At 33.4% G+C, this 21,421-nt stretch carries 18 protein-coding genes; 9 read left to right on the top strand and 9 right to left on the bottom strand.

Annotated elements, in window-relative coordinates:
* Positions 1-503 precede the first annotated feature (503 nt).
* The 6 genes from LI_RS00225 to LI_RS00200 all read right to left on the bottom strand — a co-directional run bounded on the left by LI_RS00225 (position 504) and on the right by LI_RS00200 (position 9,078).
* Positions 504-3,206, bottom strand: a complete 2,703-nt coding sequence (locus tag LI_RS00225; protein WP_011526126.1) for a hypothetical protein — start codon at positions 3,204-3,206, stop codon at positions 504-506.
* A gap of 71 nt (positions 3,207-3,277) precedes the next feature.
* Positions 3,278-3,751: a type III secretion system chaperone gene (locus tag LI_RS00220; protein ID WP_011526125.1), complete on the bottom strand. Its 474-nt coding sequence runs from the start codon at positions 3,749-3,751 to the stop codon at positions 3,278-3,280.
* A gap of 249 nt (positions 3,752-4,000) precedes the next feature.
* Complete coding sequence (locus LI_RS00215; protein ID WP_223604199.1) at positions 4,001-5,917, bottom strand: hypothetical protein; 1,917 nt, start codon at positions 5,915-5,917, stop codon at positions 4,001-4,003.
* Positions 5,918-6,239: 322 nt separating this feature from the next.
* Positions 6,240-7,706, bottom strand: a complete 1,467-nt coding sequence (locus LI_RS00210; protein WP_015353662.1) for a hypothetical protein — start codon at positions 7,704-7,706, stop codon at positions 6,240-6,242.
* A gap of 89 nt (positions 7,707-7,795) precedes the next feature.
* The gene (locus LI_RS00205; protein ID WP_011526122.1) at positions 7,796-8,269 is read right to left on the bottom strand and encodes a type III secretion system chaperone; all 474 of its coding nucleotides are present in this window, start codon (positions 8,267-8,269) and stop codon (positions 7,796-7,798) included.
* Between the two features lie 299 nt (positions 8,270-8,568).
* Positions 8,569-9,078, bottom strand: a complete 510-nt coding sequence (locus LI_RS00200) for a thermonuclease family protein (protein ID WP_011526121.1) — start codon at positions 9,076-9,078, stop codon at positions 8,569-8,571.
* Between LI_RS00200 and LI_RS00195 the strand changes: the two genes are divergently transcribed.
* The 3 genes from LI_RS00195 (at position 9,077) to LI_RS00190 (ending at position 10,706) form a co-directional block, all read left to right on the top strand.
* Complete coding sequence (locus tag LI_RS00195; protein WP_011526120.1) at positions 9,077-9,319, top strand: helix-turn-helix domain-containing protein; 243 nt, start codon at positions 9,077-9,079, stop codon at positions 9,317-9,319. The two genes, LI_RS00200 and LI_RS00195, sit on opposite strands and share 2 nt — an antisense overlap.
* Positions 9,320-9,515: 196 nt before the next feature.
* Entirely contained in the window at positions 9,516-9,647 is a 132-nt protein-coding gene (locus LI_RS07665; RefSeq protein WP_257616100.1) for a hypothetical protein, read from the top strand.
* Between the two features lie 9 nt (positions 9,648-9,656).
* The gene (locus LI_RS00190; RefSeq protein ID WP_011526119.1) at positions 9,657-10,706 is read left to right on the top strand and encodes a glycosyltransferase family 9 protein; all 1,050 of its coding nucleotides are present in this window, start codon (positions 9,657-9,659) and stop codon (positions 10,704-10,706) included.
* Here the strand turns inward: LI_RS00190 and LI_RS00185 are convergent.
* Entirely contained in the window at positions 10,699-10,917 is a 219-nt protein-coding gene (locus LI_RS00185; RefSeq protein WP_050812162.1) for a DUF4911 domain-containing protein, read from the bottom strand. The genes LI_RS00190 and LI_RS00185 overlap by 8 nt on opposite strands.
* A 102-nt stretch (positions 10,918-11,019) precedes the next feature.
* Here LI_RS00185 and LI_RS00180 point away from each other — a divergent pair, with 102 nt between their 5' ends.
* Positions 11,020-11,472 carry a Fur family transcriptional regulator gene (locus LI_RS00180; protein WP_011526118.1) on the top strand — a complete coding sequence of 151 codons (453 nt, stop codon included), beginning with the start codon at positions 11,020-11,022 and terminating at the stop codon, positions 11,470-11,472.
* Positions 11,473-11,480: 8 nt separating this feature from the next.
* Here the strand turns inward: LI_RS00180 and alr are convergent, their stop codons facing one another.
* The gene (alr, locus tag LI_RS00175; protein ID WP_011526117.1) at positions 11,481-12,623 is read right to left on the bottom strand and encodes an alanine racemase; all 1,143 of its coding nucleotides are present in this window, start codon (positions 12,621-12,623) and stop codon (positions 11,481-11,483) included.
* Between the two features lie 134 nt (positions 12,624-12,757).
* Between alr and LI_RS00170 the strand changes: the two genes are divergently transcribed.
* From LI_RS00170 to LI_RS00150, 5 genes are all read left to right on the top strand, one after another.
* Positions 12,758-15,178: an LPS-assembly protein LptD gene (locus LI_RS00170; protein ID WP_011526116.1), complete on the top strand. Its 2,421-nt coding sequence runs from the start codon at positions 12,758-12,760 to the stop codon at positions 15,176-15,178.
* Between the two features lie 473 nt (positions 15,179-15,651).
* Entirely contained in the window at positions 15,652-16,968 is a 1,317-nt protein-coding gene (locus LI_RS00165; RefSeq protein ID WP_011526115.1) for a hypothetical protein, read from the top strand.
* A 278-nt stretch (positions 16,969-17,246) separates the two neighbouring features.
* A complete protein-coding gene (locus LI_RS00160) occupies positions 17,247-17,705 on the top strand; it encodes a type III secretion system chaperone (RefSeq protein ID WP_011526114.1) in 459 nt (152 codons plus the stop codon).
* 88 nt (positions 17,706-17,793) lie between these two features.
* Positions 17,794-18,966, top strand: a complete 1,173-nt coding sequence (locus tag LI_RS00155; protein WP_011526113.1) for a hypothetical protein — start codon at positions 17,794-17,796, stop codon at positions 18,964-18,966.
* Between the two features lie 181 nt (positions 18,967-19,147).
* On the top strand, positions 19,148-20,638 hold the full coding sequence (locus LI_RS00150; RefSeq protein WP_223604207.1) for a hypothetical protein: 1,491 nt from the start codon (positions 19,148-19,150) through the stop codon (positions 20,636-20,638).
* Positions 20,639-20,865: 227 nt separating this feature from the next.
* Here the strand turns inward: LI_RS00150 and LI_RS00145 are convergent, their stop codons facing one another.
* Positions 20,866-21,354, bottom strand: a complete 489-nt coding sequence (locus LI_RS00145; RefSeq protein ID WP_011526111.1) for a sunset domain-containing protein — start codon at positions 21,352-21,354, stop codon at positions 20,866-20,868.
* Positions 21,355-21,421: the final 67 nt, after the last annotated feature.

The following is a 21,421-nucleotide window of genomic DNA, read 5'->3' as shown; positions in this document are numbered from 1 at the left end:
CAACTAATAATTCTAACAAGTAGAATTATATTAAATTATATTATCTGATAATATCACATCATAATTACTTATATAAATATACTGATATGACACAAAATTACTTTGTAGATTTTTGTGTCATAGCATGTTAACAAAGTAGTCTGTTATGCTTCTGAATTTAAATCTAATAAACTACTACTTCTGCTTACGAATACTTCCCTTACTCCTTACAGTTATCATTTCTTGAACTAGTTGAAATAATATCTAGAAATATAATAGTCTATAATTACGCTACACTAGCTGTATTTTTCTCTATAAGACTATATTGTTTGTAAATAGATAACCATAATATATTATTAATAAACGCAACTAGCACACTATATCCAACTAACAACTAGTAATTCTAATAAGTAGAGTTATACTATCTAACAATATCACATCATAATTACTTATATAAATATACTGATATGACACAAAATTACTTTGTAGATTTTTGTGTCATAGCATGTTAACAAAGTAGCTAGTTATATTTCTGAACTTAAATCTGATAAACTACTACTTCTGCTTAGTGAAATACTTCCTTCACTCCTTACAGTTATCATTTCTTGAACTTGGCTCATTAACTCGCTTACTCCATTTAGTGGACCATTCCTTAATGCATCAAATGCTTCTTGTGTTGGAGGTTGCCCTGGCTGTCCTATATTTTCCCGCAACCTTGGCTCTCCAAAACCTGATAGCCTTATACTAGGCATAGTCTGTGTATCACCTGGTTCAGGTAATGTCATTTGGACACTTGCACCTTCAAATGCTACGCCAGGCATAGCTTCCATCATAGCCATCATACCTGTAAGTTGGCCATGTAAATGCTCTAGTTGAGCAGCAGAAAAATTAACCATTCTTTCCTGAAGAAGTGCTAATGGATTTATTCCACTACCAAGCTGTAGTCTATTAAGGCCATCTCCAGCTACTACATTCACATTAGGCATTGGTCCATAAACAATACCACCACGTCCACCACTTATATTGATATTACTACTACCAGAACCAAGACCACCAACTACAGTTTGACCCCCGCTACCAGCGCCAGGTGATTGATTCATTGCAATTCTACTTATTATTTCACCTGCTCTATTTTTACGTGTAGTTGATCCTATGCTAGAACTTCCATCATCAGACATTGAGGAGCTAATTGTACTACTACCTCCTCCAATACCAGAACCATACATACTTCCAGAACCAAAAACAATTTCAAGTGGGATTTTAATCTTACTTGTATCAATGTCTGGATCAAGAGTTTTAGTAACAACAGTGCCTTCACCCACAGCAAGAGGAAAAGGAACAGTATCTTGTAGGCCTTCTTTATTATTAAGTAGTGTAGTCAAAACACTATGATCATCTGTAAGAGACTCTGGTGCATTTGTAGGACTAGCATTAGGGCTATCCATCCATGATCCCATCTCACTGAGATTATTATACACTCCTTGTTCTCCAGGAGTGATGTCTCGTTGGACAATAAGATCTGTTCCAGGGATACTACCTGTATTTGATTCTACACCACCAGGCTGTGTCGAGAAATCAATACCATCAAAATGACCATTTTCTGCATTTCTTACAACGACTTCAGCTATCTGCTGATCTGTACCATTAGTAGGAAGTGGCTCTGCTGCTCCTGAAGCTCCCGCTGCTCCTGAAGCACCAGCTGCTCCCGCTGCTCCTGAAGCTCCTCCAGCTCCTTGTATACCGCCTATAGGACCATCTACAAAATCTGCAGAACTAGGGATAGGACCACTACCCTGATTTCTTCCAAATCCATCGACAGTATCTTCTCCTCCTCTTCTTAGTCCATCAACAACATCTCCACTACCTGCTGGCATTCCTGCCACACCAGCTGCTCCTGAAGCTCCTGAAGCTCCACTTGTACCTTGAGCTCCACTAAATCTTCCAGCTAAATCTCTTACACTAACACCAGCATTTTTAATAGTTTCTTGTGCTTCTCTTGCTCCAGGAGATGTTATTCCATCAGCAGTACCTCTTGCTCCTCCGGCTCCTGAGGTGCCTGAAGTTCCACCAGCAGAACCTGAAACTCCTCCTCTATCAAGACCTCCACCTCCTGCCGCACCAGCTGCTCCTCCGGCTCCTGAGGCTCCTGAAGCTCCCGCTGCTCCTGAAGCTCCACTTGTACCTTGAGCTCCACTAAATCTTCCAGCTAAATCTCTTACACTAACACCAGCATTTTTAATAGTTTCTTGTGCTTCTCTTGCTCCAGGAGACGTTATTCCATCAGCAGTACCTCTTGCTCCTCCGGCTCCTGAGGCGCCTGAAGTTCCACCAGCAGCACCTGAAACTCCTCCTCCATCAAGACCTCCACTTCCTAATGTACCTTGTGCTCCACCTAATCCCGATGTTCCTCCTGTCCCTTGAGCTCCTCCTGATCCTGATGCTCCTGAAACTCCACCAGAGCTTCTACCTACTTGATTATTATCTGCACCACCTCTTCCTTCAAATATTCCTCTTAAATTAGAAACACTAACTCCTTTAGTAGCTTCTTTAGCATCTTTTACTCCAGGAGACTCTCCTTGAGCACCTCCAGGACCAGCTTCAAATCTTTCACGAGTATTACGGACATTAGCTCCATAATCTCTTGAACTTGTTCCATCATTAACATTGCTAGTACCTGATGCATTACCAGAAGAAATAGATGATCCTCTGGCAGTAATACCTTGACTTCTAACCTGATCTAATATACTTCCACTGCTTGACCCTGATCCTATAGAATTATTATTAGAATCCGAAAAATTCCTTGCAGTAATTCCCCTACTTTTAACTTGATCTGTTATACTTCCGCCTGTTCCTCCAGAAGAAGAACCGCTAGCTCCTTGGAGTCCTGGGTTTGAACTTGCAAAAGAAGAATGTGCTGCAGCTCTTTTTGCAACATTAGCTGCTGAACTGCTACTTTTATTGTCATCAACCCGCTGAAGATGACCACCTACTCTTGAAGCTGTATTAGCAGGAACTGTATAGTGTCCTCTAAATAGTCTATCACTTAATCGATTAGTATCCTGAGTGCCATTTGCAGGACGAGGACTTGCTTTTGTTAGTGTCCCAAGTGCTTCAAATTTACTTTTTAATTCAGCTACCTTACTTGAAGATGAGCTGGAAGAAGATTTGCTAAAGCCAACCATTGATGCAAGTGTTGAAAAAGGATTACTACCACCAACTTTAGTCATACTGTTCTCCTTAGCAATCAAACTGTGGCATATCTATTTATCTATTAAGGTAATAAGTAGTTAAACAAAAACTATACCCTCATAAATTGATCTGAACCACTTGAACTAGTATCTAAGTCAAAATCCATTCCACCTAGACCAAAATCAGGTAAGTATAGACGATTTTTCCATTCACCTGCATCGTTAAAAAGTTGAAGAATAGACTCTAAACAATCTTCAAGTTCCCAGTGCTTCATTTCATATAACTTTACAAGCATTAAACCTTGACCATTATAGTCAAGCACAAGGACACCTTTATTCATTGCTGTTAACACTGCATTTGCTTGTGCAAAGAGAAGAGCTATAGCTGCTGCTGCATTATCATCATCTGGCATAGTGCCTAAGTGAGCACATACATATAATAAGTCTCCTGATTCATTGGTTTCAATAGTTACATCAACGTTATCGTTATTTACAGAAAGCAAACATAATAAATCTTCGTTGAAGGATAGACCAGGAATATTCAATAGATGACCCAATGCATCGATAACATCTGTTGAAACCATTTTTATACCCTCAGGGTTTAATGTGTAAAGAACATGTATGTAACATAAACTACAAATTTAAGTGTAATAATATGTCATAACGTTTATTTGCTACTTTAGCATGTAGCATATAAATTAAACAGTATAATATTACATATAATATTATTATTTAATATTTCAATATTTATATAATTATATTATATAATATTTAACAACAATATGTACTTTACTCTCTATAACTATTAACATATAGTTATATTATATATTACATTATTCTATTTTACTTTTTACTATATTTGAAATAGTTTCTTTAATTGAATCCATTCCACTTGTAAAATTGCTTTTATATTTATCATAGATACGAGGACTTATGGGACCATCTCCTGTTGCTTCATCTTTAAATATAGGATGACCTATATCACCTAGCATTACACGAGGCATAGTGGTTGTATCACCAGGATTTGGTAATACAAACTGAAGAGTTGATCCTACAAATGTAACAGGTAAAAAATGAGCTGCTTGTTGTAACCCCTCCATAGTCTTTTCCAAGTTTTTTAGCTGGTTAGAAGTAAGACCTCCTAACCTTTTTGGGAAAGCATCATCACTGTTTCCTACTGCTGTTTGTAATCTTGAAAAACCACGTTCATTTTTCCCAAGTTTCATATCATATCCACGGATAGTTGCCCCTCGCATCCCTGGCCCAATCCTTCCAGTCACAACCTTCCTAGCCCACCCTAACCCTCCTGCTTGTTTAGAATAGTGAGCTGATAATTCGCTTTTGGAAACAAGTATTGGACCTACTTTAACATCAGTACTTTCAAATCCAGATAAATTCATAACACCACCTGATCCATCAGGTTGTTTATTTGGATTTAAAAGTACTACAGCTGAATTGTCGCTAGTTCCACCCATAGCCACAGGAATAGGTAAACTTCCTAGAAGCCTATCTCTATAAGAATGAATTACACTTAGTTGTGGATAGGTAAGACCACTAAGGACCTCTGGTGCATTTTCAGGCCCTCCTTGAGGATCTTTTAACCACTCACCAACTTGAGACATAAATGTATACACTTCTTGTTCAGTTGGGTTTACATGTTGTTGTATTATAAGATCTGTGCCAGCTATATAACCTGTCTTACTATAGCCTCCAACTTGATATGGAAAATCAACTTTTGGTCCATTTGGACTACCAAAGTTTCCATGAATAGTCTTATCAATTGCCTGTCGTGCAATACGCTGCATATTAGGATCAAACAGCGAACTAGCTACATTATTAGTAGAAGATAATTTTGATCTACTTCCTACACCTAGTGAGCCTGCAACCTGCTCTCTTGGTGAAACAGGTGGTGGTGTTGATACAGAGTCTGATTGTGAAGATTTACTGGTAACCTGTGGCATTGGAGCAAAGTCAGAATAGACTACACCATCAGAACCAAATGATATGTAATTTGACTCTAAAACTATTGGTTCTTCTAATGAAGATCTTATTGGTCCATAAGCACCTTCCCCAACTTGCTCTTTATCTGCATAAAGTGATTCAGGTTCAGATTCAGACCAAAAAACATCATCAGATCCAACTGAATCCTGAGATTGTATTGAATGCTGTGAAGATGTACTAGTTGGACGTAGAGGTGGTTCTGGTGCTTCACTTTGCAATACATTTGGACGTGGAGGTAGCTCTGGTGCTTGACTTTGTGTTGAATTTGAAACTGAACTGCTATTAGAATTAGAGTCATATGTATATATATCGCTACTGCTGCTACTACTTACTGACTCATAAATTGATTCACTGTCTTCTTCTATTGTACTATAATAAGATTCATCGCTTTCACTAAATGTTATATTACTTCCAATAGTACTTCTTGAGCTTAATGAATCTGTTGAACTATATCTGCTACTTCTTGTTGCAGAACTGGAAGAAGAACTAGAAGATGTTGATGGAGAGTAACTTCCACTTGCTGAACGCAATCCAAAAAATTTGAGGACCTTATCCGATACAACAGGATTTAATCTAAGGCTCATTCTCAGGTTACTACTAGTCATTCGTCTCTGATCAAGATTAGAACTTTGCTCTCTAGTTCTTATGCCACTACTGCTTCCAGAACTAGAAGAGCTTATACTTTCTGTAGATGGTTGTTCCTCTATCTGAACTCTATTAATACCGGGATCAGATGGACCAACTTTCATATTGCTCTCCATAGAATTCTTAATTTATTCTAAATAAATAATGTAACATTAATTAATTATTTATTTAAATAGGTTATTCTTCCACCAAAGAGCATTAGTCTACAAATACCTATATGACTAAACTAACTCTACATATTTATTAACATAACTAATAATAAAACTAATACTAGTATAACCTCTTGATACTTGAAATAACTACTCCTTATCTTAAGAAGATAGGTTAATGCTCAGATATGTTTTCTTTAATTCAACAAAAATTTGTTCTGAAACAATATCCTCATAATGGCTCTATCTTAAAATAACTACCAATCTAAAGCATATATTAATGTCTTGATGCCTGATATGAAATTTCTTCAATTTGAGATTGTAGTTTACCAATAGCTTCCATATAGTTGTCTTTTAATTCACCGTAAACTTGCTCTGTGATTGGTCCTTCTACAGTTACTTCAGTACTAAATACTGGATGGCCAAAATCAACTAATCCAACTTGTGGCATAGAGTTAGTACTACTTGCATCTGGAAGTGCTATAAGCATACTTGAACCAACAAATGTTATAGGTAATATACGCATAGCTCTTGTTAAGTCAGTCACTTGCTTAGCTAAATTTACAGCCTGTTGTGCTGTAAGACGTGCAGATAAGTTTTGCATAAGGTTGTCAGATGCCTGTTTTGCCATAAATAGTCGTTTCATACCTTTTGCTTGTGGTATTACCTCATAACCACGGCTAGTTGTTCCACGCAACATAGGTAATACACCATTTGTAACAATCTTTCTAAAAAGTGAAATTCCCTTAGTTTTATTAGGATAATGAGCTTTTAATTCAGCAAGAGACATAGTTTTACAGCCAAGTTTTACATCAATAACACCTTTAGAAGATACTTTATTAAATGAGCCTTCTTCCGATTGATACATATTAACATTTTTTATAGCTACAGCTGCTGAGCCTTCACCCTCTGCCATTGCTAGAGGAAATGGCAAACTACTCAATAACAAGTCTTTGTTATCAAGTAACTGTTTCATCTCTGAGCGCGAGATACCTTTTAATGATTCAGGAATATTGATAGATGAAGGTTGAGGATCTTGAAGCCAATTTTTCAAGTCATTTAATAACTTATATGTCTTAGCCTCTTGAGCTGTAAGATTTTGTTTGAAAACTATATTTGTACCTTGCAAAAAACCAACGTCTCCATGACCACCAAGTTGATCAGGAAATTTAATAGAAGGTCCATTAGAAACATAAGGTCTTGAATGAACTAAATTAGTAACACCTTCTTGTGCAAACTGCTGTAACTGTTCTTGAGTATAAACTGGAAATGTTTTTTCACTAGAGCTATGACTACTGACTGAGTGAAAACTATTAAGACTAGCAGTGTCTTCTGAGGAATTTATATCACTAACTGTAGTATATGAATCTGAACTTGTCGTACTTATTGTATCATCATCCCTGTGAAAATCATATGAACCTCTACTTCGAGCCCATGGTCCACTGTCTTTCATATTTGTAATAAAACTACTAACTCTATCTCTAATGATAGTAAAAAAAGACTGTACACTGGTTATTAATTGAGCACCTAGCCTATTAAAATCAATAGATGGATCCCACTTTCTTCCCTGAGAAGCTCTGTCTGTTAGTGGCGTACTATCACTGTGCTGTTGAGCACCTTCATTGACAGAATGAGTAGAAACACAACAAGTAGTACTTGAAGATGTGTTATCATCACTATCAATATCTGAGTTTTGCTCAACATTAGTAGGAACATTAGGGTCTGGTCTACTTCCAACTCTCATGGTATTCTCCCCTATAATTCCATTATGCTCTATATTAAAAATAGCTTCTAAGTAAAACTAAAAAATATTTATTCTAAAAACTGTACAAGTTAGACTTTTAAAAAGCTGTTATTATTTTCTGTTTTATTTATACCACCTTTCGTAAGTTCACTAAGTCCAAAATCAGGCTGATATAAACGATGTTTCCATTCCTCTGCATCCTCTATGAGTTGTAAGATTGACTCAATGCATTCATTAGGTTCCCAATGACTAACGTTATAAAGCTTTGAAAATAATAATCTTTCTCCATTATAATCTAGGGCAAGTACTCCTCTATTCATAGAACTAAGTGTAGAATTTGCTTGTGCAAATAGAATAGCAACAGCAGCGGCAGCATTATTATCATCAGGCATAATTCCTAAGTATCCACACACATAGACTAAATCTCCTGTCTCATTAGTCTCAATAGTCATATCAAGATTACCATTATGGACAGAGAACGAACATACCAAATTTTGATCAAATTCAAGTCCTGGAATATTTAATTCCTGACCTAGATCCTTGATAACGTCTGTCGCAACCATATGTTATCCCCTTGTTAAGTGTCTGCAACCTCACTTTTATCTACATAAAATAAAAAAGTAACTATTATACAAACAAGATGTATATTAAAATAATATAATATCTATAATGTATATTGTATTATGATCATATAGTTATTAAAAAATTATAACTTAATGAAAATATAATTATCACTGAATAATAATTATGAAATGTTATATATCAACACATCAATAAAAATATATCAATTATATTTAATAAATTTTATTATTAAATATAATTATACCTATACTATATTATATTACTATTACAAAATACAATACTAATATCGCAGCTTTAACTTTCTCCACTTCCAAGGTGGGATAGCTCTTTTTTTACTCCAAAGTCCAAACTTGTTCTTTCTAGAAAATTCTTCTAGTTCATACCAGTAGTTACACATAACATCGCTACAATATTTAGGATATACCCAAGCAAGACCTTTCCGAAGTAAATGTTCTTGTAGTGTTAAACCATCCTCTAAATATATAATAGCTAACGTACGACCATAAATATCATAACCCATATTTTTGACTACAATATTACCATGCTCAACCAAAAATTCTGTAGCTCTTTTAGCTAATAAACCAAAGGGTTGAGATAGCTCAGGAGAATCAATGCCATATAAACGCAATATTTTTTTATTACCTGTTTTATATAAACTTAAGCTATCTCCATCTATTACTTTTATAAAACTTTCTGCTCTTGCAATACATAAAAAAAGAAAGAAAGGTATTAGAATGCTAAATATAGTTAGTACAAATAATCGAAATGTTAGCCTAAAGATAATTAACATGAAAAAGTTTCATTCTACTCAATTTGGTGTAATGTTACGGACGCTACGTCAACAACGTGGACTTTCACAACAAACACTTGCTGAATTTGCTGATGTTGAAAGAAATTATATTTATTATCTAGAAAAAGGATTGTCAGATCCTACTCTAGGAGTTCTTATTGGTCTTGCTAATGGCTTAGGATTAAATTTTTCAGAATTTGCAGAAAAAATCGAGACTGTTATTTCTATTAGAAAATTATAAAAAAGCTTATTTATCATTATCCTACAACTAGATACAATTCTTATTATTTTCTAATTATATTTTTTAACACGTTGTTACTAAAGCTAAAGCTATAACCAATATATTGGTAACTATACAATTAAACTGGTAAAATAGTTGATAACAACTATTTTGATAATATATAATTTTTTCAAATAATTAGGTGTAGCATACTACTATGCGTATCCAAACCCCAAAATATGTACTCAAAAAGAACAAAACAGTATTAGATAAAAATTATACCCTAACAGCTTCTTTAACAGTTTTTAGTATATTTTTAGATCTTTCTTTTTTTACAGGCTATTGTTAGAATTATTTTATGGACAAAAATGAATTATATTCAACTACCATAAAATCAATAACTAAAAACTGGGTTGTTATTCGATTAAGTGCATTAGGCGATGTTGTTCTTACAACTGGTGTTATACACTATTGGTATACTCATTTTAATTGGAAGTTTACTATTATTACACAAGAAGGCTTAACATCTATATTTGAAAATAACCCTGCTGTTCAAAATATTATTGCTTTAACCAAAGAACAACTATTACCTAAACATATTATATCTACTGCTCGTTCTCTTGCTAACCACCATAAAAACTATGGACTTATTGATTTACATGGCACACTAAAAACACGCCTAATAAGTTTATTATGGAGAGGGCCTATATACCGTTATTCAAAAATGAGTTTTGAGCGTAGATTATTTCTTTTAACTAAAAATCGTCTTTTAAAAAAACGGCTTAATAAATGGACTGTGCCACAACGATATATTTATGCACTTAACACTCTTCCACCAACACCTGATCAGCTTACACCAATTATTTTACTTCATAAAAAAGAAGAAGATAAAGTTAAAAACTATTTTACATTTTTGGAATCACCTGAACAAAAAGTTGTAGCAATCCATCCTTATGCAACTCATATAAATAAAGCATGGAACACTAACTCATGGTATAACATCATAGAACACCTTACATCTGAAAAAATTCCATGGTTTATTATAGGGCAAGGTACTCCTTTAAAAAATATCCCACCCCAACATGACTTTACAAATAAAACATCAATAAGAGAGACATGTGCTTTACTTAAAAGAGCAGCCGTTCTTGTTACTGGTGACTCTGGACCAATGCATCTTGCTACTGCTATAAAAACACCAGTTATTGCTCTATTCGGTCCAACAACAAAAGACTGGGGATTTTTCCCACCAGAAGATGCCAATATCATCCTTGAAGCCAATATACCCTGTCGCCCTTGCTCACTACATGGAGACAAAAAATGTCCTATCCAACGTAAATGTATGGAAGAACTAACTCCTATACAAGTAATGAATGCAATTAAAAAAATTCTTGCACGTCAACCTAGTTAATTTTCTTAAATGAAATAACTTCAGATATCTCATTCAAAGCTAAAGTTACCCTTTCTTCTTGATAAGATGAAAAAAATATCTTTAATAAGGCTTGAAAACGATCTAAAACTGTAAATTGTGCTAAATGATCATACCCCTCTAACAAAAAACGAAAAAGTCCTACTTCGTGAGGAGGAATAACAATAAAAACTTTTTTTGATAACTTATACATAAAAACTTCTATCTACTTTTAAAAGTTAAAAAATTTCTCTCACTTTTACACTTTGACAAAAAGATTGTAACACCATACAGTTATTACTCTCTAGAGGTAATTATGTCTAAAAAGCTTCCAGGAATTGAAAGCATTCTCCGTAGTTTTTCTGAACACCTTCTGAATAAAGGTTTAAGAAACACCCATCAACGACAACAAATTATTAGAACATTTCTTAGCACAACAGGACACCTAACTACTGAAGAAATTTATCATATTATAAAAAAAGAAGATCCCTCTCTTGGGCAAGCAACTGTTTACCGTACTATGAAACTTCTTTGTGAAGCCAACTTAGCACGAGAAGTACGTTTTAGTGATGGTATTGCAAGATATGAACATTTTAATGAACATCATGATCATCTTATTTGTGATACATGTGGTATTAACTTTGAGTTTATAGATCCTACTATTGAAAAACTTCAACAAAAATATGCCAAACAATATGGTTTTATTTTAAAGTCCCATCAGCTTTATTTATATGGTATTTGTCCAACATGTCAAAATGTATCACTATAATACTTATTTCAAATAATGACTAATTGTTTTTGTTGAGCTCCTATTGATGAACCCAATGAACAACAAACTTCATGAGGAATAGTGCCCCACCATTCTGCAAGTTCTTCTGGCTTAATAGCTAAACTTCCCCCACCACCTAATAAAAATGCTTTATCACCAATAGATATCTTACTATGACTATTAGTGATATCCACCATCAACATTTGCATACAAACCCTACCAACAATTCTATAGCGCTTTCCTTTTATAACTACCCAACCTTTATTTGAAAAACTTCGTGAATATCCATCTGCATAGCCTGCTCCAATAACAGCAACACGTATATCTTCTTTAGCATAATAAGTACAACCATATCCAATGGAAGAACCAGCAGAAACTGTATTTATAGCTACAACTGGTGCTTCCACCTCCATAACTGGTAAAAAACCTTTCCCAAGACTTACACGACTTGTACCATAAAATGGATTTCCCCCATACAACGCTATCCCAGGTCTAGAAAAATCTCCTATATAGTTTGGCCATGCTAAAAGCCCAGGAGAATTTGTTAAAGAAGTTTTTATAGTTGGAAAAGCTTCTTTAATAGCTTTATAAGCTCTTGCAAATTGCTCTACTTGGTTATGTGTAACATTATCAAGAGATGAAATTTCTGGTGCAACTAGATGTGATAATAATAAAATAGGATTTACTTCTGGTGTATGCCTTAATAAATCTATAAGACTTATATAGTCATTAGAAGAAAAGCCAAGTCTGCCCATACCAGTATCAATTTTAATAGCAACTGGTACTGCAGTACCACCTTGGTGTACTCTACTATAATGAACAATAGATTGGAGACTTTCAATATTATGAATAACCGGAGTTATATTATGTACTACAGCAATTCTTGCATCTTCTTCAGAAAAAGGTCCTAACAAAGCAAGTAAAAAAGCTTGATGACCTTCTTGTCGTAATAAAAACCCTTCTGTAATAGATCCTACAGCCATATGTTGAACGCCTTCATCTCTAAGGACATTTGCAACAACTCTGATACCATGACCATAGGCATTAGCTTTAATAACAGGCATAACATTAGGATATCTAGAACGAAGTATACGTAAATTATAACGTAATCGCTCTAAATGGATCTTTATACAAACACTACTTGAATACATAGATAGCCCAAAACAATCAATTAATTGGTACTTTTTTTTATATTAAAAATATATTAGATTATACGCTCAAATTTTAACAAATAAGCAATATACTTTTATCGTATTTATTTATTGGATACAAACAGGAATATATCTTGTATAATCTTTTTTTACCATTTATTCTAACTAACCTTATATATTATATAATTATTCCATCCTTATTTATAGCATTTTTTCCTCTACAAGCTTTATCTATTATAAACATATCCGAATTTGCACAACCAGATATTAACCAATCTCAAACTAAATGGAACCTTGAAGCTGATACGTTAACTACACTATCAAATAATACTATTATTGAAGCTAAAGGAAACATTATCCTTACAAAAGGACAGGATGTATTTAAAGCTGACTTTGCAAGGTATTATCAAAAAACAGGTTGGCTTTTCCTTAAAGGTCATGTCACTGTAAAGATGGATGAAAATGAAATCAATGCTGACGAAGCAGAATTTAATTTGAATACTAAAACAGGCTGGCTTAATAATGGGAACATATTTATCTCTTCATCACATGTTTACTTTTCTGGTGCACGTATTACCAAACATTACGGAGATTATTATACTTTTAATAATGTCAAAGTTACTACATGTGACGGACCTCATCCAGCATGGTCAATATCAGCTAAAGAGGCAATAGTAGAAGTTGATGGATATGCACAATTATATGATTCTACCTTTAAAATTAAAAACATAGATGTAATGTATAGCCCTATTTTTACAATACCTGCAAAACAAACAAGACAATCAGGTTTTTTAAATCCTAATTATGGAATCAGTCAGCGACGTGGAATTTATTATACTCAACCATACTTTTTAAATATTGATCAAAGCAGCGATCTAACATTTTATGCTGGACTGATGACAAAAATAGGTCCATTAGGAACTGTAAGATATCGTTCACACAAATTTACAAATCAAAAAACATGGTTTGCTGCTAGTGGCATTCATGATAAAAATAATATTGTCACACCAGGGAAAGATCCTGTCTATCCATCAAGCCAACTTGTACGTAATAACCATCAACGTTATTGGGTTCGTGGAATGGCTGATGGTTTTATTGGAAACTCAACTTGGTGCTATATATCTAATTTAGACTATGTATCAGACCAAGATTATCTTAGAGAATTTGATCAAGGTATAACAGGCTTTTCACACTCCCGTAGTGAAATGTTTCAAATGTTTGGCAGAGATATCCAAGAAGATGACCAATCTCGATTAAATGCTTTACTTATTAGAAAAGATTGGCAGCGTATAGGGGTAGTAGGAAATATTAGATATGAACAAGATCCAACATTAGGACATGGGAATCATCCTACTAGTCAAAGTGAGTTAACGCAACGAATTCCACAAATTGACATGTTTCTTTACCAAGGAAAACTATTTCAACCTCTTTCATTAGAGGGTGCCATTCATTTACAGTCTGCTTATATGTATCGTGCTAAAGGCACTAAAGGTTGGAGAACAGAACTTTATCCAAAAGTTACATTACCAATCGATCTCAAATATGGATCTGTTATAACAACTGTTGGGCTACGTGAAACTTACTATCAAACAGGTATAAAATCACACACAAGTCCTGTAGCACCACATGTCCCTGATACTAAAACACCACGTCAAACAGGTCAGCATCGTTCACTTTTTAACTTACAACTAGAAAGTAGTACACAAGCTCACCGAATATGGCGACTAAAGGATAAAAAAACTATTAATCTTCATTCTCAAAGTATAGGAAAAACCTTTTGTACAGCACTCAAGCATACAATCCAACCACGTATATGCTATAGCTTTATACCTAGAGAAGGCCAAGAAAAAAATCCATTTTATACACTATCAGATAGGATCCTTCCCCAAAATGACCTTACTTATTCAATAGTAAATATTCTCACAAAAAAGAATGTTACTATTAGTGTAGATAATAATAATAATAATAATGATAATAGTGTTACACCAACACTTATTACTTCCTACTATGATCTTCTCTACTGGAACTTATCAACAGGATATGATTTTGAAGAAGAACGCCGAAAACAATATGTAGAAAAATATCCAAAGCGCCCTATAAAAGACATCTATTCTGAACTAGAACTTTATATACTATCTTGGTTAACTTATTCAGGTAAGACATTTATTTCTCCATATAACGGTAATATTACTAGACATGATCATAATATCATATTCAAATCAGACAGATTTTCTTGGAAAACAGGCCTTAGCTTTCGTGATCAATACTATAATTACCGTGAGCATCTTCAATATCGAGATGAAAATAATATTATTATGTCTAGTAGGTTACGCTTACTTCAAAACTCTTTTTCTATACAGCTATTACCAAATGTATCTGTTACGTTAGAAGATTTCCGAAACCTACGAGAACTTGGAACTTTTGGTAAAACAAACTCTCAACTAGTTGAAGTTACATATTTAGCACAATGTTATCGTATTATTGGTAGATACCGATATGACGGCTATGATCGTAGCTATACAGTATTAATAGAAATACCTGGATTATTTGAATAAGTTTTATCTCTAATTACTTTTTCTTTAACCCTAAATTACTGCCAATAAAAGTTGCATAGTTACCCCATTTAAACAACTATATTGACAGTAAAACAACAATATATATTTTATAACTTATATATAACTATTGTAAATTATAAAGTAATTACTCTAACTTCTTATAATTGTTAAACAAACCTAATTATATACAATAATATATAACTCAGTACTATTCCTTTAGTACTGGAATAAACTTTGCATTTAGTAAAGCAAAAATAGATTTGTTATATATAAATATAGTTTAATTTATACCATAATTACTATAACTTCTTATAATTATTAAAAATAAACTCTATACTAACTGATATACTACTGTTCATTAATGGAGTGAACTTTGTATTTAAGTAACTTATTATAACAAGTTACAGGCTACTTACTATTACACTCTATTTTTCTACACTTTTTTCGATGTCACTAAGATATAGGTATAACAAATGATTATTACTAATAAAGACAGTTTACTTCAAGCATTGGAACAAGGATATACTCTCACTATTGATAACAGTGGGAATATAAAAACAGAAAATCGGCTTTCTTCTTCTTTTAGAAAATTTGCTGATCTCTTTAGATCAGCAAAAACAATTAAGGTACGTCAACAATGTCTTCAAATTGCAATGGCCAATATTGTTAATTCTGACTCCATAGTAAATGCAGGTCCTCGAAACATTCAAGAACCACTTCATTCCACAAGCCGAACTTTGGAAGAAATAGCTGCTACATCTCAAGAAATACTTTGTTCTGCTATGATTACATATATTTTAGAAAAAAAATTTGGAACAGAAAATCCTCAAGTACAAAAATCTATTAGTGAATATATTCAAAAAGAATGGGCAGAAGATAATAGTACAGTTCCTATTTCATACCCAGCAGTTAATTCATTTATAAGTAGTAGACTAGTTGGAATTTATGTAACAAAAATCCTCTACAATAAACCTGAGCCTATCCGTAAAGGTGTTATATCTTTTCTTACCTCTTCATGGGAAAAGGAAAATTCTGGTAGTCAACCAAAACAAGAATCTATAGAACAATATGTTACACAAGAAATCGATCACTGGCAACGAACAGATCCTCTAGGACAAACAATAGCTAACCTTGCATACGGGTATACTATAGACTCTGAAGCTCTTACAGAGCATATGCAGTTCTTTAAACAAGGAATACTAGAAGCTATAGATGAAACATGGAAAGAAGATAAACTCACTAACTATAGTGACGATGGAATATTCAACCTTTTTACTGTAGATGCACCCAGAGACCGCCCTTCAATTCAAGGTGAAAGAGTATTCCTTCAATCAGACTTACCAAATGCTAAAGATATATACGTTAAGATGATCAAAGAAGAATTTCCTGAGTTTTCTATGGCTGCAATAGTTACTACAATTATGACACAAAAATCTTTACCTAACCTTTCATGTATGGTTTCTGGTATAAAGACATACTGTCCTCTTAATCCCTACATACCTAATAATAAAGATGATAATGATATGGTACCAGACGTTGTGCCACTTATTGAAAATAGTGATAGTATTCAACCACGAATGACACTTACCCATAATAATGAAGAAATTATTATACATTGTAACTATGGTATCAAGCTTTGTTGCCCTATATTAGATCTTCAACAAACTGTGGGAAATGTTCAAGTGGACATTGTTATCCCTAAAGGGCAATTTCCTTTACCAATAAGTAATATCCCAAATATTCAAGTCAAAAATATGCAAGTAAACAGGCCAGTTGGTTTTGTAGCTTGATTTAACTATATGTATAAAAATTTTTTCAAAAAAAAAATACTACAATAATATATAATAAGTATTATATATATATATAATAGTTCTGCTATTGCTACTTATAGTTATTTACATTCACTATACATAATTACAAACTAGTAATTCAGCTATATTTATAACTAGTTAAATTTATTAAGACACATTCAATTTATCCTCCTGTTATTTATATACATTCATAATAGGATATATCTAAAATTTATTATCTTACTATACCTATACATTTAGTAGGATGGGAGATTGTTATGTTACAAAATATTATTCTTATGCTTAATACTATTGCCCATGATCAAGGACTTAATACAGTTATAGCACCAGGAGAATACTCAGGTGCCCTTACTATAGGCGGCTTTAATATCAACATTGGTCTTCTGGAGTCCAGAAAAATTATTCTTTTTCAAGCACCTATAGGTATAATCCCTGAAAAAAATCAACTTAAGCTTTTTAAAAAGCTTCTCACAGCTAATAATCTTTTTATAGAGACATCAGGTGCAACATTAGGATTAGATTACAATAATGGACTAATAACATTACAAGTTGCATGGCCATTTGAGAATCTTACTTATTCCTCTCTAACAGACCTTATTGGAAATGTTATTCTACTGACAGGAGAGTGGATTGAAAAGATTAATAAATTCAATCATGAAGACAATGATTGCACCTCATCTAAAGAATTCGACGTACAAAAGATGTTAGCAGTATAAACTTTTTTTCTATGATGACTAACTATTTCAGCTTAAAAATAATTACTTTCCTATAATTCATGTAAAAATGTAGCGAGGTATTATTCTAATGCTTATTAATAACAGTAAAGAGTTATTTGGGTACATGGATGAGGGCTATTCTCTTGTACTTGATAAAGAAGGAGAGCTTCATACACAAACATGGGCAGGTTATAGTTATGATCTAGCTAGAGCTGCAATTGTAGCCAGTAGGTTTGTCCAAACAAGTCAAGATGATTTACTACTTGCTATGGCAACTCTTGTTGAAAAAGATGCAATAAGTAAACATGGTCCTTGCAACCTTAGAGAACCATTACCTTTCTGTGGACGTTCATTTGAAGACTTGAAAACAAGCGCTCGAAAGATTGTTGGAAAGGCAATGATTAGACACTGTGTAACCAACGAACTTCACGATCAACCTCGCCCAGTTCAGGATGGAGTAAAAATATACCTACAATCATTATGGAAAAATAAACATCCTGAAGGTGACAGTTGCTACCCTACAATAAAAACATTTGTTGAAGAACAGATTAAAACTCTCAAAGAAAGCCCTGGTCATGCTCTTGGCCACCTTGCATGTAATTATCATCTTACATCTGATGAGTTAGGTCCACACATGAAATACATAGGAGAAAATATACAGACAGCCATCAAAGAAACATGCTGCGAAGAACATAAAAATGATTTTGATAATGAAGGTATTTATACTGTTTTTAATAAAGATTGTGTAAGAGAAACACCTTTCTTGGGTGGTTGGCGTTTTGGACATAATGAGTATGATAATGAAACACTTGTATCACTCTATCAGGATAAAATTAAAGAAGAATTCCCTGATATCTCTATGAGAAGAGTTGTGTGTGTTATGATGTCACAAACCATATCACCAGTTATAACAGAGGTTATTAGAGGAATGGGTACACCATATCCTCTCTGCCCTTTTATTCCTTCTAATAGCCTAGAAATGCCAGAAAATTTTTTAATGAATGTAAGTAATGAACCACCTTCTCCTGACAATCCAAGAAGAATAGTTATGCAAACACCAAGTAATGTTCTATTTAAATACTCTTATGATATTCAGGTAACAAGTACAGTAACAGGTGAAAGTCAAAAATTAGGAAATCTTCAGCTATCAGTACAACTACCAAAAGATCAGTTTCCTCTTCCTTTAGGTGCAAAACCTAAGCTTCAAGTTACTGATATAAATCTACAAAGGAAAAAAGGAATTGAAGTCAGAATATCATAATTAGTAAATGGAATAATATCTCTTACACTCTATTTTTTTAATTTAATTTATTTCTATCTAGCATACTTAATATTTTTTAAATGATCTTATAATATATAGTTTAAATATGTTTTATATTTATATAAATATGTTTTATATTTATTTTTATAATATAAAATCTAAATAACATGTGGATACCATTATGCTTATTCGAAATAGTACAGAGCTTTTTACTGCAATGCTTGATAGAAAAACTATTATCCTTGGCGATGAGGGAGAGCTCCAGACAAAAGAAAAAACTCTAGGATCAAGACTCAAACCACAACCTGCTAGAGTTGCACCAGAACTTACAGCAAAACAATCAGAAGCTGTACAACTTTCCATGGCAAAACTTGTTGAATATGAAGCACGCTCTAGTTTCGGAAGAGCTAACCTACCGTATCCTATGCCACTTGGCGGTAAATCATATGAAGAAACACTACACAAAGCTCGATTGACTCTTGGAAACAAAATGATTGAATTTGTTGCAGAAAAAGAACTAAAAGATGAACCTAAAGCCATTAGACAAGGTGTCATTCCATATCTTCAAGCATTATGGCAAGAAGAACATCCTGAAGGACCTATTGATATATATGAAATACAAACTATAGTAAAAGATATCCTTACTGAACTAAAGAAAGATCCAGGGAAACCCCTATCTCAACTTGCCTATGGTTTTATCTTAGGGCCTACAGAGTTACAAGAACATATGTTGTATCTTGAACAAAAGATAGGACGTGCAATAGAACTTACGTGGGATGACAAACATCAACATGAATTTGATGAAAATGGTATATATGACATCTTTACTCGAGATGCTCCTAGAGATCGTCCCTACTTTCAAAATGTCAAACTTTCATACGAAAAATATAGCAATGAAGATGCATTAGAAAAATATAAAGAAATGCTTATAAAAGAATTTCCTGAACGATCCATAGCTGCTGTTGTAGGTATCTGTATGTCACAAACTATAATGGCAGATTTTTCAGCTATGATTATGAATGTAAATACACCATTTCCTCTTAACCCATATTGTGAAAAAAATAGTCAAGATATTTCTAGAATCATGACACTTGTAACTAGTAATACAGATCCTTTACCAGAAGAAACCTTAGACGAAGAATTAGATGAAGATCTAAAAGTTCAAGAAATACCGCTTAGAGGAGCTGAGGGAGGAGGACAACTTCAAGAGTTACCTCGAGAAGAGAAGCCTACAGCATTTACCACAAGTGAACAAGTCGAACTAGCTGAAGAAGCTGAAGAAAGCTCAAGCGAAGAAGAACCTTCAACATCATCTGTAACTAGAAAACCACTATCACTTCGAGAGCAACTTATAAAAACTGCACGAACAAGAACATCACGCACAATGCTTTTTAATCAGGAAGGATATGTGTTAATAATCCGAAATTTTGGTATTAGTTTAAGAGATACTACTACAGGTTTTTATCAACAAGTGGGAAGCACATCTTTTATGTTACAAATACCTAAAGATCAATTCCCTTTAGCTGTTGGTGCAAAACCTGTTGTTAAAGTTGTAGATATGCAAGTAGAACGAAAGACCCCATTTGTAGGACACCATGCTCTACAAAAAGGGTTTATAGGACAAGTTATTCCAGGGCCAGTCTTAATGTCTGAAGAACTAAAGAAAAAATAATAAAAAGTTATTGTTATTCTATAGTTGTCTAATACCTCTATTTTAATCCTAATACTTCAATATCCTTCATCAAAAATAATATAAAATTAGTAAAACAACTATAAAATAATATTCATAATAATAGTTGAAAGCTGTCAAAAGAGCCTATAATCATACAAGGTATTATAGGCTCTTTATAACGTTATCTAATAACCGTTTATTTTTTAAGTAGTAGCTAACGACTATTATTACTGACTGTTTTGTTCTTTTTTTGTATTATCCAACGATTCTTGATGGTTTTTCTCTGTCTCCTGTGATAGCTGTGAAGGCTTTTTATTTTCACAAAGCCTACATGGTGTATAACCAGCTTTTTCAGCTTCCTCTTTAGAGTCAAAGCCTATAGTACATGCAGTACAATCAAAATATCTACATTCCTTATTATGATATACTTTTGTAGAACTATTACCTGAATATTGTTTGTTATAAACCTTATTCTCAGAAGTAAGTTGGTCACTATAAGTACTCTTTTCACTTTCAACAGCAACAGATGACGTATGTATACTTAAAAAACTTATAACTAATAAAAAAAATAATATATTTATTTTTGACAACATAAAAAACTCCTTATCTTCAACCTTATAGAAGAAAAAGAAAACCAATCGACATAAAATAATGAGTAAAACTTGACCAATAATAATCTGAAGACTATGTTGAAATGAAGTAAGCTGGGGATGCACAACTTCACATTAGATTGAAAAAATACTTTTATCAATAACTATAAAAATATTTCAGATCACTATAAAT

Origin of the sequence: Lawsonia intracellularis PHE/MN1-00 (assembly GCF_000055945.1) — a bacterium.
In the GTDB taxonomy this organism is placed as follows: Bacteria; Desulfobacterota; Desulfovibrionia; order Desulfovibrionales; family Desulfovibrionaceae; genus Bilophila; species Bilophila intracellularis.
This window is presented reverse-complemented; position numbering and strand designations above follow the sequence as displayed.

What these genes read in the sequence shown, in the direction of transcription:
- LI_RS00225 (WP_011526126.1), bottom strand. Translation starts at nt 3,206, where the DNA reads ATGACTAAAGTTGGTGGTAGTAATCCTTTTTCAACACTTGCATCAATG.
- LI_RS00220 (WP_011526125.1), bottom strand. Translation starts at nt 3,751, where the DNA reads ATGGTTTCAACAGATGTTATCGATGCATTGGGTCATCTATTGAATATT.
- LI_RS00215 (WP_223604199.1), bottom strand. Translation starts at nt 5,917, where the DNA reads ATGAAAGTTGGTCCATCTGATCCCGGTATTAATAGAGTTCAGATAGAG.
- LI_RS00210 (WP_015353662.1), bottom strand. Translation starts at nt 7,706, where the DNA reads ATGAGAGTTGGAAGTAGACCAGACCCTAATGTTCCTACTAATGTTGAG.
- LI_RS00205 (WP_011526122.1), bottom strand. Translation starts at nt 8,269, where the DNA reads ATGGTTGCGACAGACGTTATCAAGGATCTAGGTCAGGAATTAAATATT.
- LI_RS00195 (WP_011526120.1), top strand. Translation starts at nt 9,077, where the DNA reads ATGAAAAAGTTTCATTCTACTCAATTTGGTGTAATGTTACGGACGCTA.
- LI_RS00200 (WP_011526121.1), bottom strand. Translation starts at nt 9,078, where the DNA reads ATGTTAATTATCTTTAGGCTAACATTTCGATTATTTGTACTAACTATA.
- LI_RS07665 (WP_257616100.1), top strand. Translation starts at nt 9,516, where the DNA reads ATGCGTATCCAAACCCCAAAATATGTACTCAAAAAGAACAAAACAGTA.
- LI_RS00190 (WP_011526119.1), top strand. Translation starts at nt 9,657, where the DNA reads ATGGACAAAAATGAATTATATTCAACTACCATAAAATCAATAACTAAA.
- LI_RS00185 (WP_050812162.1), bottom strand. Translation starts at nt 10,917, where the DNA reads ATGTATAAGTTATCAAAAAAAGTTTTTATTGTTATTCCTCCTCACGAA.
- LI_RS00180 (WP_011526118.1), top strand. Translation starts at nt 11,020, where the DNA reads ATGTCTAAAAAGCTTCCAGGAATTGAAAGCATTCTCCGTAGTTTTTCT.
- alr (WP_011526117.1), bottom strand. Translation starts at nt 12,623, where the DNA reads ATGTATTCAAGTAGTGTTTGTATAAAGATCCATTTAGAGCGATTACGT.
- LI_RS00165 (WP_011526115.1), top strand. Translation starts at nt 15,652, where the DNA reads ATGATTATTACTAATAAAGACAGTTTACTTCAAGCATTGGAACAAGGA.
- LI_RS00160 (WP_011526114.1), top strand. Translation starts at nt 17,247, where the DNA reads ATGTTACAAAATATTATTCTTATGCTTAATACTATTGCCCATGATCAA.
- LI_RS00155 (WP_011526113.1), top strand. Translation starts at nt 17,794, where the DNA reads ATGCTTATTAATAACAGTAAAGAGTTATTTGGGTACATGGATGAGGGC.
- LI_RS00150 (WP_223604207.1), top strand. Translation starts at nt 19,148, where the DNA reads ATGCTTATTCGAAATAGTACAGAGCTTTTTACTGCAATGCTTGATAGA.